The organism is Pedobacter sp. CAN_A7, from assembly GCF_015752175.1.
Lineage (GTDB): Bacteria > Bacteroidota > Bacteroidia > Sphingobacteriales > Sphingobacteriaceae > Pedobacter.
On sequence record NZ_JADOUW010000004.1, the window covers coordinates 23,322 to 39,509 of the forward strand.

At 39.8% G+C, this 16,188-nt stretch carries 15 protein-coding genes and 1 tRNA gene; 5 read left to right on the forward strand and 11 right to left on the reverse strand.

Annotated elements, in window-relative coordinates; genetic code table 11:
- Window positions 1–328: 328 nt before the first annotated feature.
- The 7 genes from IWX76_RS14910 to IWX76_RS14940 all read right to left on the reverse strand — a co-directional run bounded on the left by IWX76_RS14910 (window position 329) and on the right by IWX76_RS14940 (window position 8,522).
- Window positions 329–1,402 (reverse strand): phytase, encoded by a 1,074-nt coding sequence (locus tag IWX76_RS14910; protein ID WP_196860829.1) that lies wholly within the window; start codon window positions 1,400–1,402, stop codon window positions 329–331.
- A 22-nt stretch (window positions 1,403–1,424) separates the two neighbouring features.
- Entirely contained in the window at window positions 1,425–2,489 is a 1,065-nt protein-coding gene (locus IWX76_RS14915) for a purple acid phosphatase family protein (protein ID WP_196860830.1), read from the reverse strand.
- A 3-nt stretch (window positions 2,490–2,492) separates the two neighbouring features.
- Window positions 2,493–3,524: a hypothetical protein gene (locus tag IWX76_RS14920; RefSeq protein ID WP_196860831.1), complete on the reverse strand. Its 1,032-nt coding sequence runs from the start codon at window positions 3,522–3,524 to the stop codon at window positions 2,493–2,495.
- Window positions 3,525–3,548: 24 nt separating this feature from the next.
- Window positions 3,549–6,257, reverse strand: coding sequence for a TonB-dependent receptor (locus tag IWX76_RS14925; protein WP_196860832.1), 2,709 nt, complete (start codon window positions 6,255–6,257; stop codon window positions 3,549–3,551).
- A 209-nt stretch (window positions 6,258–6,466) separates the two neighbouring features.
- On the reverse strand, window positions 6,467–6,805 hold the full coding sequence (locus IWX76_RS14930) for a helix-turn-helix transcriptional regulator (RefSeq protein WP_196860833.1): 339 nt from the start codon (window positions 6,803–6,805) through the stop codon (window positions 6,467–6,469).
- On the reverse strand, window positions 6,766–8,049 hold the full coding sequence (locus IWX76_RS14935) for a tetratricopeptide repeat protein (protein ID WP_196860834.1): 1,284 nt from the start codon (window positions 8,047–8,049) through the stop codon (window positions 6,766–6,768). The genes IWX76_RS14930 and IWX76_RS14935 overlap by 40 nt, the downstream gene beginning before the upstream one ends.
- A gap of 399 nt (window positions 8,050–8,448) precedes the next feature.
- Window positions 8,449–8,522: transfer RNA gene (locus IWX76_RS14940), tRNA-Asn, on the reverse strand.
- A gap of 135 nt (window positions 8,523–8,657) precedes the next feature.
- Here IWX76_RS14940 and IWX76_RS14945 point away from each other — a divergent pair.
- Complete coding sequence (locus IWX76_RS14945) at window positions 8,658–9,572, forward strand: PfkB family carbohydrate kinase (RefSeq protein WP_196860835.1); 915 nt, start codon at window positions 8,658–8,660, stop codon at window positions 9,570–9,572.
- A 9-nt stretch (window positions 9,573–9,581) separates the two neighbouring features.
- Here the strand turns inward: IWX76_RS14945 and IWX76_RS14950 are convergent, their stop codons facing one another.
- From IWX76_RS14950 to murB, 4 genes are all read right to left on the reverse strand, one after another.
- Window positions 9,582–9,815 (reverse strand): cytochrome b5 domain-containing protein, encoded by a 234-nt coding sequence (locus IWX76_RS14950; protein WP_196860836.1) that lies wholly within the window; start codon window positions 9,813–9,815, stop codon window positions 9,582–9,584.
- Window positions 9,802–10,482, reverse strand: a complete 681-nt coding sequence (locus IWX76_RS14955) for a lycopene cyclase domain-containing protein (RefSeq protein ID WP_196860837.1) — start codon at window positions 10,480–10,482, stop codon at window positions 9,802–9,804. The genes IWX76_RS14950 and IWX76_RS14955 overlap by 14 nt, the downstream gene beginning before the upstream one ends.
- A gap of 108 nt (window positions 10,483–10,590) precedes the next feature.
- Window positions 10,591–11,121 (reverse strand): RNA polymerase sigma factor, encoded by a 531-nt coding sequence (locus IWX76_RS14960; protein ID WP_196860838.1) that lies wholly within the window; start codon window positions 11,119–11,121, stop codon window positions 10,591–10,593.
- 171 nt (window positions 11,122–11,292) lie between these two features.
- Complete coding sequence (gene murB, locus IWX76_RS14965; RefSeq protein WP_196860839.1) at window positions 11,293–12,309, reverse strand: UDP-N-acetylmuramate dehydrogenase; 1,017 nt, start codon at window positions 12,307–12,309, stop codon at window positions 11,293–11,295.
- Between the two features lie 136 nt (window positions 12,310–12,445).
- Here murB and IWX76_RS14970 point away from each other — a divergent pair, with 136 nt between their 5' ends.
- From IWX76_RS14970 to IWX76_RS14985, 4 genes are all read left to right on the forward strand, one after another.
- Complete coding sequence (locus IWX76_RS14970) at window positions 12,446–13,051, forward strand: TetR/AcrR family transcriptional regulator (protein ID WP_196860840.1); 606 nt, start codon at window positions 12,446–12,448, stop codon at window positions 13,049–13,051.
- A gap of 112 nt (window positions 13,052–13,163) precedes the next feature.
- A complete protein-coding gene (locus IWX76_RS14975; protein WP_196860841.1) occupies window positions 13,164–13,766 on the forward strand; it encodes a TetR/AcrR family transcriptional regulator in 603 nt (200 codons plus the stop codon).
- A gap of 20 nt (window positions 13,767–13,786) precedes the next feature.
- Window positions 13,787–15,118, forward strand: a complete 1,332-nt coding sequence (locus IWX76_RS14980) for a TolC family protein (protein ID WP_196860842.1) — start codon at window positions 13,787–13,789, stop codon at window positions 15,116–15,118.
- Entirely contained in the window at window positions 15,115–16,179 is a 1,065-nt protein-coding gene (locus IWX76_RS14985; protein WP_196860843.1) for an efflux RND transporter periplasmic adaptor subunit, read from the forward strand. The genes IWX76_RS14980 and IWX76_RS14985 overlap by 4 nt, the downstream gene beginning before the upstream one ends.
- Window positions 16,180–16,188 lie beyond the last annotated feature (9 nt).

Below are 16,188 nucleotides of genomic sequence, written 5' to 3' on the forward strand. Positions count from 1 at the left end.
CGGACCTGCAATTCTCAGGTATAGGAGCGTCAAACGGGTGTTAAGCCGCCGTTAGAAGGGGGTTAGAAGGGCTATAGCCGTTTAGAGGCCCTTCAAAGGCCCTTCTAACCCCCTTCTAACCCCCTTCTATCTAAGAATTGGTGTTTACAAAAACTATCGTACAAATTGGCTATATATGCCTGTCTTATACGGGTTTCACTTGACACACTAGGCCTGCTATTTCATGTTAATTCCTGATTTTGGTTTACACACGGCATTGTTATTCCTGAAATAGGTTTACATCAAGCCCTAAAATATTCAGCATACGCCCTGTTTAACTGCTGCCGTATTAAGGATTAACCTTTAAAGTTTTCCCTGCTATATCTTCCCAACGATACAGGTGAAAAGTTTTGTCATCGCTCATGGCTACAAATAGACCATGTTTAAAATCGTTGTTTAATGGAATAGAAACCACATCTGAGCCATCACTTTGGTTGGTTGCGGTTTTAACACTAGTAATTAATTCATGGTGGTGGGCACCGTCCTTACCTTCACGGCTATAGATTTTAAACTGGTTTGCGCTTTGATCCGACACTAAAATATACCCTGTGGTAGCTGAAGTTTTATAAATACTAATGCCTTCATTATCTTCTGTGAAACCTTCTGTTGCAAACAAGGCCAATTCTTTGTTTCCTTTAGCAGGATCTGCATAGTATTTACGAACGCCAACCTGTTCATCTGAATAATAGATATAACCTAATTCGTTATCTACCGCGATGGCTTCGATTTCTTTCTTGCCACTGAAATTTCCGAACTTTCGTACCAGTGTGGCTTTAACCTGGCCCTGACCATCATCTGCCAATGCATATTGCCATAAATAGGTTCCGTCTTTCGGGCCTGTTTTTCTACCTACAATTGCGTGTATCTCTCCGGTAGGACTGGTATACAAAGCTATACCCATTAAATCGCGGTACATTTTATTCGTTTCGCCAACATAAACTTCTATGCCACCGTTATCCACAGGTTGCATATCAGGTAAAGAATAGACCCTGATTTTATTGGTCATCCTTTCCGTGGTGATGGCAACATCAACCTTTTTGCCCCCAAGGGTAAGTCCGTAGGCAATATCTACGTTGTTTGGTCTTTTCAATCCTTTCACTCTTTTTTCGGCAATGATTTTTCCTTTTAAATCGTAGACATATAGACCCCCGTTTTCATCTTTATCCGTACCAATAATTAAGGACTGGGCCGGATCAGCTGGGTTTACCCAGATGGCAGGATCGTCAGTATCAAATTCCACAGGTTCTGTGACATATAAAGGTTGTATTGTTGGACCTGCGTTTGTTGATGTGGAGGTATTGTTGGTGCAGGAAATGAATAGGGTTAAAAAAGCTGCACTTAATATCAATTTGTTAAGTATCATTTGATTGAATTGAGGTATAAATTTATGGGTTAGTTTTGTTAAGGTTGCCAGTATAAATGATCGCTCCCTGATCATTAACAGCCTGTACGATCATTTCTTTGGCTGTTGCAGAGAAAGTGAGAAAACCGAAATCGGCGGCAGCGAATTTAGTTCCGGCAATGTTGCCAGTGGGCCTGACTTCACAGCCTGAACCCGACACAAAATAATGGGTATTCCCCTCAGGTTTGATATGTTGCAGATCGTGCTCATGGCCACACAGGTATGCATCTACCTGGTGTTTTTTAAAGATAGGCTCGAAGGTATTCCTGATATCATAGGTATCCTGGCTTTTTGCTCTTTTACCTCCGCAATAAAGCGGGTGGTGACCAATAACAATTTTCCATTTAATAGCCGGATCAGGATCACTTAGCACCTGGTTAATCCATTTTTTCTGGGCAAGTGTATCTTGTTGCGACACCTTATCTTTTGTCTTTTCATCGTGATGGTATTTTTTGACAAAAGGATTCGTATCGATATAAACAAATAGCACCTGTTGTGTAGCATCGCCATCTATGGCTACTTTTTTAGCATAATAATAATCAGGCATATTCCATCGTCTGCTTACTTTAGAATAGGCAATCTGGGCTTCCGGATTAGACCTGTAATCATGATTTCCTAACACCACATTCCAGTCCTGAAATAAAGAATGGGCGGTATAGACATTCTCAAAAGACGATTGCCATTGTGGATCGCTGGTACTCACCACACCATCCGGATAAAAATTATCACCGGTAGAGATGATGAAATCGGCATCCATGGTCATGGCGGCATTTCCCATTTGTTTGGCCACCGTATTTTGATGATACTGACCGTTCCTGCCCCAGTCGCCAACCACTAAAAAGTTCAGTGCATTTTCCTGCACCTGCAGATTTTCGATAAACCCGCCCTGGTATCCAGAAGCTTTCTCCTCTTTAATGGTTTCGGAGATGGCTGATGCCTTTTTTTGAGTTTGACCCGACTGCTGGTTAATTCCGCAGGATAATAATAAAGCTGAAAATAGAAGCGCTGTATAGTTAAAAACTATAGTAACTGATGACTTAATTTTCATGGCTTATTTTTTAAGGTTTAGCGTAATTTCAGCAGTTTTTTCGTCATTAAATTCTCCTTGTAAACGTAGCGCTAAACGATCGCCGTCTATCTTAAAGGACCCTTTATAAACAAATTCTTTCTCTGATCCATCCTCTTGTTCAACAGCCCCGACAAACTCCAGGTCTCCCTCCTGTTGATCATCTTCCAGTTCTTCAAACTCCCCTTCTATTTCTATTTCTTTGTTTTTAGTTTCAATTGATCCACACTCCTCTACTTCTTCTGTTTCGTTAAGTACTACAATGGCCTTGAATTCGCCGTACTGGAACTCAACAATGATCTCTTTTACCTCATCAGCTTTTAAGGCTTTTACATCCTCATTTACTAGACCAAAAAGTGCCAGGTATTTTGCTAATTCAGCAGGTTGGTTAACGGACAACTCATATTCACTATAAATACCTTCCTCATCCAGGACCATGTATTGGAAACTGTTATCTTGATTAACCACCACATTTTCTGAATGAGCATCAACAGCTGTTAATTTAATTTCCAGGTTACGGCTTTCGGTATTGAATAGATCATCGCTCACCAGGTCAGGATTTGTTTCAAATTCTACTTCAATTTCCGTTACTCCTTTGGGGAAGGTAACACTACCTTTACCAGTAAGGGCGTCATAAACGACATTCAAGTCCACATTTTCATCTTCTGATGTGGTACAATCATCTATTTCATAAAAAGCATTGGCCGCTAAAATATAAGGAGCTGTCGGACTGAAAGTTTTGTCGCCACTCACTTCAAAATAAACGGTAACATCTTCCTTTAGCGGAATAACTGTACCGCCTAATTCTTTTCCTTCAGGATCCTTGCGGTCGGCAAGGGTAATCACAAAGCTGAATTTGTCTTCATCTTCTAATTCGCCATCACCTTCATCTGCAAGCAATAAAATCTGGGGGAAATCACCTTCTACCAATGGGTTAACCAGATTATCATTTTTTTTATCACAGGCAGAAAAAAGAACCACCAGGAAAGATAAAAGTATATATATTGAATTTTTCATGTGTTTTATAAATTACGAAAGAGGTTACAAATTGAATTTTATACCGAATCTGGTCCAGAAAGAATAAAACTCCCGCTGTATGGTTTGCGAGGTATTTCCCTGATAAACTTCCAGCGGTTGGTTAGTGATATTTAATACCTCGGCAAATAAACGGATGCGGTTATTGATGGCGTAACTGGCGCTGGCATCAAGTTGCATGCGACTTTTCATGTAAATATCCTCTTTCTTTGTGCCCCCCACTTCCGATAGAAATTCGCCATTAAAGTTCAGCGAGGTTCTTACAGAGAACTTTTTACCTTCATAGGCGATAGAGGCGTTTCCTACGTGAGTCGATTGGCCTGGCAACCTGATTTCTTCGGTTGCATTTGCTGTGGTTTCATCAGCACCCCTGCTTTGAATATTAGCCTTAGAATGGGTGTAGGTATAATTCAAATAAACACTGAAATCGTGTAAAAGAGGGATAAAAGTTAAACGTCGCTGGTAAGCAAACTCTAAGCCGGTCACTTGTGCTTCATCGCCATTCTGGGCTTGGATCACATCGATCCCAGTCATGGTAGGCGTGCCTGTTAAGGGATAGGGAGAATTAAACAGGATGCGCTTGTAAATAAAATCATCTAGTTTTTTGTGAAATAAACCTGCAGAAACAATCCCTACTGAACCAAAATAACGCTCAAACATTAAATCGTAGTTGACTGCACTTACAGGTAATAATGCAGGGTTTCCTGCCGTAGCCATACGGTCTTCGCGGTTTATTTCCTGTGCAGGAACGATCTCTGCAAAGTTTGGTCTCGCGTAAGAATAGGTAACCGCAGCCCTGATATTACTGTATTTATTGATTTCGTATTTTAAATGTAGCTGCGGCAACAGGAAGTCGTAAGCACTGCTGCCAGTTACCGGAACAATTTCATCGAGGTCACCTGCTTCGTTAATGATCACATCACTTGAATTATACCTTACTTTGGTATGTTCATAGCGAAAGCCACCCAAAATCATCAGCTTTTTGTACTGCTGGCGCGCCATTATATAAGCCGACATCACATCTTCTGTAGCAGTAAAAGATTCAAGCGCTTCGTCTATGGCTTTATCTTCTACCTGTAACTCAAACTGGGCTGGATTAGCATTGAAGTGAGTAATTAATTTACTTACATCCAAAGGTCTACCTAAATTATACCTTCCTGAAAAGAACTCATCTTTGATAGGATCCTGGTCAAAATTACTTAAATCAGGAACACCACCGAGGTTCTCAAAGGTATTTTGCTGAATGGTATACTCCTTGGTTTTGGACCGCACTTTAGCACCAAATTTGATTAAGCCGTCATGACCATTTACCTTATAAGGCACACCGATATTAAACTTAGCGGTAAGATTCTCGTCTTTAGCCAACGTTTTACCAAAACCCACTGCATCAAATCCATATAAAGAATTGTTGGTATAATCTTGAGCTTCAACAGCGGGAAAATCGGGATTGCTAAAATCTAAAGTACTTGGGATGCCAGCTATAAATTCTGCTTCATTATCATAAGGGGTATTTTGTTCGCCATAGCTGTATTGCGCTTCATAGTCTACCAAAAACTTTTTGAAAGTATGTTTAGCCCCTGCATTAATGGAAACAATGGATTGAGATTCAAAACGATCTTTGGTGGCTTTCACAATTTCTTCATCGCCTGGGATAAAAATATAACGTCGTCTAAATTCACGGTCGGTAAAACGTGTATAAAGCCCTTTAAGGTACACCTCATGATTAGGACTAAATTTATAATCTACAGCAGAACTTAAACCTAAACGGGTTCTGGTCAATTCATAATCACGAAGCTCTAATTCATTGTCTTCCACTGCCCTTTCTACCCCATCAGAACCTAGGTCGTTATGAAAATAATTGCTGTTAAGGAGCACGCCTAATTTTTCATTTTTTCCGAAACGCTGGCCATATTGCAATTGTCCCTGCAGGTTGGTACGGCCCATGAGGTTGTTATAACCACTGCCTAAGGAGCCGGTAATTTCGGCTTTACTACTTTGTGCCGTTCTGGTGATTAAGTTGATGGAACCGCCAATGGCATCACCATCCATATCGGGCGTTAATGCTTTAGTGACTTCAATGGAGGCCAGCTGATCTGCAGGAATAGCATCCAGCGCCACAAAACGCACATCAGCTTCCGGAGAAGGAATTTGCTCGCCATTGATACTCATATTGGTAAATTGCGGAGCTAAACCACGAACGGAAACATAACGTCCCTCCCCCTGGTCTCTTTCTATATTTACACCGGGTACCCGTTGTAAGGCTTCGGCAGCATTTGGATCAGGAAACCTGCCAATCTGGTCGGCTGCAATAACATTCTTAATGTTATCTGCATTCTTTTGCTGATTCAAAGCTTTGGCCTGCCCTTGCGTATAACCTGTGATCACTACACTTTGGAGGTGTTGCTGGCGGTCATGCAATTGGATGTTTAACAATTTTAATTCACCATGTTTCAAGCTTACCCTAATGGTCGTATCCTGGTAACCGAGATACCTGATGGTTAACCTCACCTCTCCTGCATTGACGTAAAACTCGTACGTTCCGTTAAGGTTAGTGGAAGTTTTGTTGTTGGTACCCGAAAGCAGCACCGTAGCGCCTGCAAGTGGTTCCTTATTTTCCTGCCCGGTTATCTTTCCTTTTATAATTCCACGCTGAGCCATAGCCAGCGTTGCGAAGAGTAAAAGTGGGACACAAAAAAGTAATGACCTTAGTTTCATATTTTTGTTTTTTCTTTAGCCAAAGATGAAATCCTATGCAACGGCAAGCAATATTATGACGTTACAAAACATATACAGGCTTTAAAATGGCATTAACAAGGGGGCAACATGGGCTGTAATTACACATGCAATCAGCTGTACTTAAGTACATTACAATGTTACTTTAAGGCCATTAAGTTTATGTTAACCTAAGGTTAGCTTAATTACAGCTATAGGTTTTGGATGAAGGCGCTTAATTTTTCTCCTTCCTGGAGATGTAGTTTTTTACGCAACCTGTACCTTGAAATTCTAAGACTGTCTTGGGAGATGCCGAGCAAGGTTGAAATATCAGCAGAACTAAGGTTCATTTTTAACAGGGCAACCAATCTAAAATCGGAAGCCGTTAAATTATCAGCATGTTTCTTCAGGCTGTCGAAAAAATGTTCATACACACTTTCAAAGATGACCCTGAAATCGTCCCAGTTTTTATCCAGGTTACTGCTGAAATTGATAAGGGTAATGAGCTGTTTCAGTTCTTTGCGCTGGTCTCTTTTATCATCTTTGACCATACCATTGAGCTTGGTTTTAATTCTTCCAGTAGCTGGTTCTTCTGAATAAGGTGTAAGGTATGGGTGGTCAATTCTTTACTCTTGAGTTCGAGGTCTTTTTTCTGTGCTTCGTTTAAGGTATGATGTTGTTCATTAAGTTGCTGCTCATTTTTGATTTTTAATCGCTGCCGACTAATAATACTCGCCCCCAGCGACAACAGAAGTATAATAATTAAAACGGCACCGATGACGATTAACCTGTTCCGCTGCCGGTCGTTTTCCAGCTGCACAATGGCATTATCTTTCTGTTCAATTTCAAATAGTGTTTGCAATAACAGCAGCTGCTTCCTATTGTCCTCAGAAAATATACTCATAAAAATCTTCCGCCCGGCCTCGCTGTAATAATACGCGCTGTCATGCTTGCCCATCAGGTCATACGTTTTAGAGAGGTCACGATAAGCACTTGCATGTTGATAAGGTTCATTCAACGCTTTAGCCATTTTTGCGGCTTTCCTGGCGTAAACCAATGATGAGGCGTATTGCCCCGTTTTACGATATACATCAGCAATGTTATTGACGATTTCGATTTGCGCCATATGATCGCCCCGGTGTTCACTTAACCCAAGGGACAGCCGAAAATACTTAAGTGCAGAATCCAGCTGAAGTTTATCCTCATATATACTTCCGAGGTTTTCGTAAATTTTAGCAATTCCTGTTTGATCCTTTAAATTTTTAAATTCCTGCAAGGCAAGTTGCTGGTATTTAAAGGCCTGCCTATAATCATTAGTTTTCTCATAGGTTTGGCCTATATAGCCATAGGAATTTGCTACCCCTCTTTTATGCTGCAACTTTTTATAGAGGAGGAGCGATTGTTGGAAAGACTTTAAGGCCGTATCATACTGCCTATTGTAATAATAGGTTTCGCCTATCCTGTTTAAATTGGCAGCAAGTTCTTCGGTATGATCTTCTTTCCTGAACAAGTTATCGGCTTTATAATAATTATTTAATGCTTGTGAATAGGCCGACTGGCCATAAAACAGTTCTCCAATCTGCGCATAACATACGGCAGTGGTGTATCTGTCGCCATTTTTTTGCGCTTCTTTAAGCTGGCGTTTGATTTGCAAAAAAGCAGCATCAGGATTTTTTTTAATCACTGTAGGGGAACGATGCATCTTCCTTTCCTCGCCTTCTTTGGGTGCAGCTTGGAGTAAAAAAGAACACGAAAACATCAGTAACAGAAGTAAACCTGAGAAAAGGAATTTCATGAAATCTTAATTTTTAAGCATTAGCGTAGGATTGCTAAAATTAAGGTTGGATTGTTAAGCTAATGTTAAGTCTGTAACATCCATTTCCAGGCGGGCATTATTTGTATATTTACCCCATCAATAGTCAACGTCTCTTCCTCATTGAGTGTGATGATCAAGGCTTCACTAACCTTGCAATAAGCGGGCAGCTTTAAGTAATCCTTATATTTCCCGGTTCCTGGTGTCCGGATCAATGAGCGTCCAGCTTACTTGTACAGGTAAAGCTATTGAATTAAAATTTCCTTTATGATCTCTTTCATCATACACGAATATACAAAATCGTCTTTCTTGCAAAGACAATTAAAGATTTAACGCACAAAAAAAAGGCAAGCGAACGTTTTACCGTGCTTGCCTTTTATGCTCCCGAAGCTGGGCTCGAACCAGCGACCCTCTGATTAACAGTCAGATGCTCTAACCAACTGAGCTATTCGGGATCCTTTTCCCCTCTACGCGAAGACTCTGATTTTGAAGCAAGCCTCCTTTGTTTTGGGAATGCAATATTAGGGCTTTTAAATTATTTATGCAATCTTTGCAATGAAAAAAATTTAAAATACTTTAACAATTTATATATGAGCCTGATTATCATAGGATCTGTCGCTTTCGACGCCATAGAGACCCCTTTTGGAAAAACGGATAAAATAGTAGGCGGCGCTGCAACATACGCCGGTTTAGCTGCTTCTTACTTTTATAAAGACGTTAAAATCGTTGGTGTAGTGGGTGACGACTTTACGCAGGGAAACATTGATATCCTGAACAACCATGGCATTGATACCGAAGGTTTACAAGTGAAACAAGGTGAAAAATCCTTTTTTTGGTCTGGAAAATACCACAATGACATGAACAGTCGCGATACGCTGATTACGGAATTGAATGTTCTTGCAGATTTCGATCCTGTTATACCAGAGAGCTACCAGGATTGCGAATACCTGATGTTGGGCAACCTTACCCCACAAGTGCAGCAAACGGTGATTAAACGCTTAAAAAACCGACCAAAGCTGATTGTAATGGACACCATGAACTTTTGGATGGACATTGCCATGGACGACCTGCTGGAAACCATTAAAATGGTAGATGTACTTACCATCAATGATGAAGAAGCACGTCAGTTATCAGGCGAATACTCCTTAATGAAAGCGGCTACCAAAATCCTGACCATGGGACCAAAATACCTGATCATTAAAAAAGGTGAACATGGTGCGTTATTATTCCACCAGGACCAGGTTTTCTCTACCCCGGCATTACCATTAGCTGAAGTTTTTGATCCAACCGGTGCGGGAGACACCTTTGCTGGCGGTTTTATTGGCTATATGGCTAAGGTAGGTACCATTAATTTCAACAACATGAAAAATGCGATTATCTTCGGCTCTGCCCTGGCGTCATTTTGTGTAGAGAAATTTGGTACAGAGCGTATCCTTAATTTGACAGATGCACAAATTGAAGAACGAATTAAAGAATTTGTAAAACTGAGTTCTTTCACAATATAATGAACAACACTATTTAAGCCGGCCTACCGGCTTAAATTTTTCAAATACACTGGCAGTATGCGGCGCATCTGCCAGTTCATCTGTTAAATCCTGGCCTGCCCAGTGTTCATAATGCTTCCCATTGCGCCACAAACGGCTTTCCGTCACTTCATAAATTAAGCCCTTATAGGCCACCCAAATTTGTGGTTTATCTTGCCCGTTGCGCAGGGCTAATTGTTGTTTGGTATAATCAGGCAGTTCCATGTTTCCGGCTTTTGAACAATTCAAATAGATAAACAGCAAACAATACCATCACAAAAAGTAAAGCATAGTTCTCAAAGGGTACTCCTGCAAGGTTAAATTTTACGGTATGTGCCACGTTGTAGGCTGCGCCGTTGATGGTACCCAGCGCCAGGCTGACCAGAAAATACGACAACGCAATGACCCCATAGGCACGGTAAAACCGATACATGAAACGTAATTTATTGCGGTATTCCATAAACAGGAGTATGAAAAACAATAGCATAAAGGTAACGACCGAATAGGCCATGGTATAGGCAAAAAACACAAAAGCAATACATAGACCGATAAGCATATTACTAAATGCCAGGGTATAACGATCTAAACTATTCTCCTGATAACGCTGATTTAAGGCATTGTAAATGGCAATACTTGCCGTAGGCAGTGTAAAACATAAAAGTACAGCGGCCAGTGGAATTGCCGATACTTCGAATCCTGCAGTTTGATTAAAATCATAATGGATTAGCTGGTATCGCACAAAAGCGACACTTATACCAAGTGAAAAGACCCCGGTAAATAACACCGAATACAATACAAACTTCCATTCTTTTGCGAGATGAGCACGCGTTGAATAAAATAAATATAAGGAAAGTAAAAGCAGAAGCAGGTTTATTATGTAGCCGTTATTCATTAATCATCATTAGGTTCTGCTCAAAAATAGGATTTACATTGGGATACGCATAAAAAAAACGCTTTCCCTTGTTAGGAAAAGCGTTTCTAAGCTTTTATTTTCTTTTAGCTAAACGATATCAGCACCTAGAATTTCTTTAGAGTATGTTTTTAAATATTTTTTCAATATCTGACGGGCAACATGAATTCTTGTCTTAACGGTTCCAATTGGAATATTCAACATTTCTGCAATCTCATGGTACTTGTAACCCTCAAAGTACTTAATAAATGGAACATAATATTCTGGTTGCAGTGTAGCCAGGGCTTTGTTAATATCACCCATTACAAACTTGCTATCGCTGCTGTTTTTGCTGGCACTGTAATGAAGGTTTGCTGAAGAAATATCTTCCGACTGCGTAATCAATGCATTCGTTTTAACCAACCTTCTGTAATTATTAATAAAGGTGTTTTTCATAATGGTAAACAACCACCCTTTTAAATTTGTGCCTTCTTTAAATTTACTGTAATAAGTCACTGCTTTTAACATGGTATCTTGAACTAAATCATTAGCATCCTCCACATCTTTAGTAAAATTCAAAGCGAATGACTGTAAAGAAACAGAGTGATCATGAAGCTGTAGGTTAAATTCATTTTTCGTCATAATGTTCTAATATTAAAAGGGTTAAAAACGTAACAAACATTGTTTTAATGCGAAGGCACAACTAAGTTTGTTTAATTTCTTCTACTATTCCCTCTACAACATATGTACCAAAAAATGAATTGGCTATACTTGAAAGTTAAAAACAGGTTAAACCATAAAATTTAAAGCAAATTATAAAATATTTACTTCGCGCTCCAGCGTAACACCAAATTTCTGGCACACCTCGTCTATGATTTTTTCTGAAAAACTATACACTTCCTCGCCAGTGGCTTCACCATGGTTAACTAAAACTAAAGCCTGGTTTTTCCAGGTTCCTGTTTGTCCGGAGATGACACCTTTAAAACCACAGCTTTCAATTAACCAGCCTGCGGCTAATTTATAATGCGTTTTTCCTACTGGATAATAGATTACCTTAGGAAAACGCGCTGCAATTTCATCAAGTTGAGCTGCAGGAATAACCGGGTTTTTGAAGAAACTACCGGCATTACCAATGGTGGCCGGATCTGGAAGTTTACTTACCCGAATAGAAGAAACGACTTCTGAAATGGCTGCAATGGTAGGCCTTGTGATATTTCTATTGGCCAGTTCAGCCTGGATGGCCCCATACTGGCTATTGATTCTGGCGTGTCTGCTTAACCGGAAGCTCACTGAACTGATAATATAAGCACCTTTAAGTTCATTTTTGAAAATACTATCGCGGTAGCCGAACTGGCAATCTTCAAAACGAAATACCCTGCTCCTTCCCGTTTCCACGGCATAGGCTGTACAGCTGTGGAAGACATCTTTTAGCTCTACTCCATATGCACCTATGTTTTGAACTGGCGATGCACCAACAGTACCAGGAATGAGAGTTAGGTTTTCTACTCCAGCCAATTGGTGCTGTACGCAATACTGAACAAAATCGTTCCACACCACCCCTGCACCTGCCGTTACGATGGATTCATCGCCATCCTCTTCTACAGTAATACCAGGAATGCTAATTTTAAGCACCAGGCCCATAAAATCTTTTGTAAACAACACATTACTGCCGCCACCCAAAATAAGTAAGGTTTCTTCTTTGACCATGGGATGTTTTAAGAAGGATTCCAGGTCAGCTTCACTTTGAATATCAACAAAGTATTTTGCTTGTGCAGCAATACCAAAGGTATTGAAAGGTTTTAAAGAGATATTTTCTTGAATAGGTGGCATGTATGTAGTTTTGTATATGCTGCAAATGTAATTGTTATGCGTTTATTATTGTTTCAAAGTTAATATTTAAAAAAAAATGCATATTTACATCACCATATTGATGAAATTATAAAAAACGTGGGGTCTTAATTAAACAATGGAAAACCAGGATAAAAAGAAGATACTTATTATAAATGCCGCTTTAAAAAGAATTGCCCATTATGGTTTGGCTAAAACAACCATGACGGACATTGCAAAAGACATCTCTTTTTCAAAAGCGTTATTGTATTATTACTTTCCTGACAAACTAAGTTTATATGTAAGTGTGATCGAACACCTCATGCATTCCATTAGTAAGGAGTTAATTAAGGCCGTGGATAAAACCACTTCTGCCACTGATGGCGTGATGATGCTGCTGCAAAAAAGACAAGGGTATATCCAGAAATATTATAACCTCCTGGAACCTTCCAGGTCATCTTATACGGAATTACCAGAAGACCTTCATGACAAATTTAACCGCGCTAAAGCGTTTGAAGTTAAAATATTGACAGAATTGCTCGTTCGTGGCACGGCAAGTGGCGAGTTTGAACCTCAAGACAACCAGTTAATTACAGAAATTTTCATCGAAGCACTTTCTGGAATCCATTTCAACATCCTCAATAAAGAAAAGCGTTTTTTTCCCGACAAAGGCCAATTCAAAGAAATCTTCATCAAAGAAAAGCGTTTTGCAGAGGTTTTTCTAAAGGGTTTAAAACCCAGCTAACAGTCACAGTAATGTCATCTTAAATACAGCTTGCAAAGACTTTTCTTTACTAAGAAATAATGGCTGTATTTTTGACCCCGACAAGTTAAAAGTCAGAAAGTAAAAAGGTAGAATGATTGAAACAGATAAAAAAAGAGAGCAAATAATCGTTGGTGCCATCAAACGTTTTACACATTATGGAATCAACAAGACAACTATGAACGAGATTGCGGATGATCTATCCGTCTCAAAACCTGCGTTGTATTATTATTTTCCTGATAAAGCCAGTTTGATCCTGGGTGTGGTCAGTAAAATTTTTGAAGATTACTTTGAACTTTTAGCGAAGGAGAAGACCACAGCAAGTTTGGAAGATAAATTTGCGGCAATGATTGAAATCAAACAACGGTTTTTTCAAAAATATTACATGCTGCATTTATCTGCAGGCACTACAGATAGCTCCCTAAATACGGAGCAGATCAAAACGTATGTAATGGAAATGAAAAATAAGGATATGGAAATTCATAGCCAACTTTTGCAGGAAGCGATGGATAAGGGAGAAATTGCCACCATTGACACTAAAAAAACAGCCTTACTTTACCTGCAGTGCCTGGCGGGTATTACATCACTTTGTGTGATGAAGGGAAACAAGGAACTGATGCCCAGCAAAAAAGATGTAAAGCTCATGTTAGAGAAACAACTTGACCTTTCTAAAATATTTATCAAAGGACTCAAATAAGCATACGACAATCAAGAATAATGAATCGATTAACCAAACAATTAAAAACTATACCGCTACTGTTGCTGGGTCTGTTGTTAGGCCTGAACGCACAGGCGCAACAGGAGTTGACGCTTAAAGAAGCCCTCCAATACGCGGTTGAAAACAGTGAAAACCTTCGCAAATCGCGTTTAGACATTGACGGTGGCAGGTATAAAACCCAGGAAATCCGCGCACAAGCATTGCCGCAAATATCAGGAAATGCAGGTTTAACGTATAACCCTATTATTGGCCAGTTGGTGGTTGGCGACCAGTCGTTCCAATTAGGAAGAAAATGGAATGCCAATGCAGGCGTGCAATTAAACCAGGAGCTGTTTAATCAACAGGTTTTTACTGGTTTACAGGCGGCTAAAAAAAGTGAAAACTATTACAACTTGTCTGCCGACTTAACAGAAGAACAGGTTATTGAACAAGTGGCTAACACCTATTACCAGGTATTGGTAAACAGACAACGCTTAAACGTAATAGACACCAATATTAAAAATGTAAGGGTTGTAGAAAAAATTATTGGCAATCAATACGCTAATGGTTTAGCCAGAAAGATTGACGTAGACCGGATTAAAGTGAACCTGACCAACCTACAGACACAACAGGAACAAACCACCAATGCAGTAACGCAATTGGAAAATCAGTTGAAATTTTACATGGGAATGCCGGTAAACACAGCAATCAACCTACCAATTACAGAGCTGAGTGCCGTAACTACTTTACCTGCATTGTCTGACAGTGTGAATATCAGTAACCGCACGGAAATGAAATTAATGGATGTACAGCGCGACCTGTTGGTCTTGCAACGTAAAGCCTATGTAGCTGAGTATTATCCTTCCTTATCTTTAACTGGTAACTTGTCTTACACCGGTCAAAGTGATAAATTTGACTTGTTTAAATCAAACAGTACAGCTTTCTGGTATGATGCTTCGGCCATAGGCTTAAGCTTAAGAATTCCTATTTTTAATGGATTCGCCACCCGTTCGCGAGTGAGACAAGCTGATGTAGATATTAAAAAAGCAGACGAAGACAGACGTCAAACCTCCAACTCCTTAAACCTGGCTTATGAAAATGCTAAAATTCAATTAAAAAACAGCATGGTGACCATTAACGCACAACGTGAAAACGTGGTGCTGGCAGAGGAAATTTACAAAAGCACGCAGAACAACTATAACAACGGACTGGCAGCACTAACAGACCTGCTAGATACAGAAAATGCGCTTACAGAAGCACAAAACAGCTATACACAGGCATTGTTAAATTACAAAATTGCCGAAATACAACTTATTAAATCAAACGGAAACATAAAATCACTATTAAAATGAAAAGAGGAATTATTATAGCTATTGTAATTATTGCTGCCTTGGCGGGAATCGGTTTCGTACTGACGAACAATAAAAAAGAAAATGAAGCTATAACTGCAATTGTTGCTCAAGGTGGTGGTGCCGTTAGTGTACGTACAGCTGTAGTTAAAAAAGAAGCCGCCAACCTGGATTATAGTGTAAACGGTGTCTTTACCCCATATAAAGAAATTGACTTCTTATCAGAGAATGCTGGCCGTGTGACCAGAATATTTGTTGACGAAGGTGATTACGTAAAAAAAGGACAAGTACTAGCACGTGTTGATGCGGAGATTTTAAATACCGACCGCGAGACTGCAGAAGCAACATTGCAAAATGCGCTTAAAGATGAAGCACGTTACAGCAGCTCTTTCGCAACAGGTGGTGTTACCCAACAACAACTGGATCAGGCTAAGTTGTCGGTTAAAAATGCAAGATTAAGGTTGCAAGCATCGCAACGCCGTGTAAGTGATGCCAATATTAAATCGCCAATCAATGGTATCGTAAACAAAAAATACATTGAAGTGGGTGCTTTTGTAACGTCACAAGGAACTCAGTTATTTGAATTGGTTGACGTTAGTCGCTTAAAACTACAAGTCAATGTAAACGAAAGCCAGGTAGCAAACCTGAAAATTGGCGATCCGGTACAGATTAAAACTACGGTTTTCCCTAACCTTGATTTTAGCGGAAAAGTTAGTTTTATTGCTGCCAAAGCTGACAATTCATTGAACTTCCCTATTGAAATTCAAGTAGAGAACAACAAACCTAATACCATTAAAGCAGGTATGTACGGTACGGCAATCTTCAAGTTTCCTACACAGGCACCAACTATTACCATTCCGCGTGGCGCATTTGTGGGTAGTGTAAGCAGCAATGAGATTTTTGTATTAGAAGATGGCAATAAAGCAAAGTTGCGTAAGGTAGTGGCCGGAAGGATTCTAGGAGAAAAAGTAGAAATTCTTGATGGATTAAAAGAAGGCGAAACGGCGATTACCAGCGGTCAGATCAATTTAACAGATGGCGCTGTTGTGGCACCGATAAAATAATTAAATACT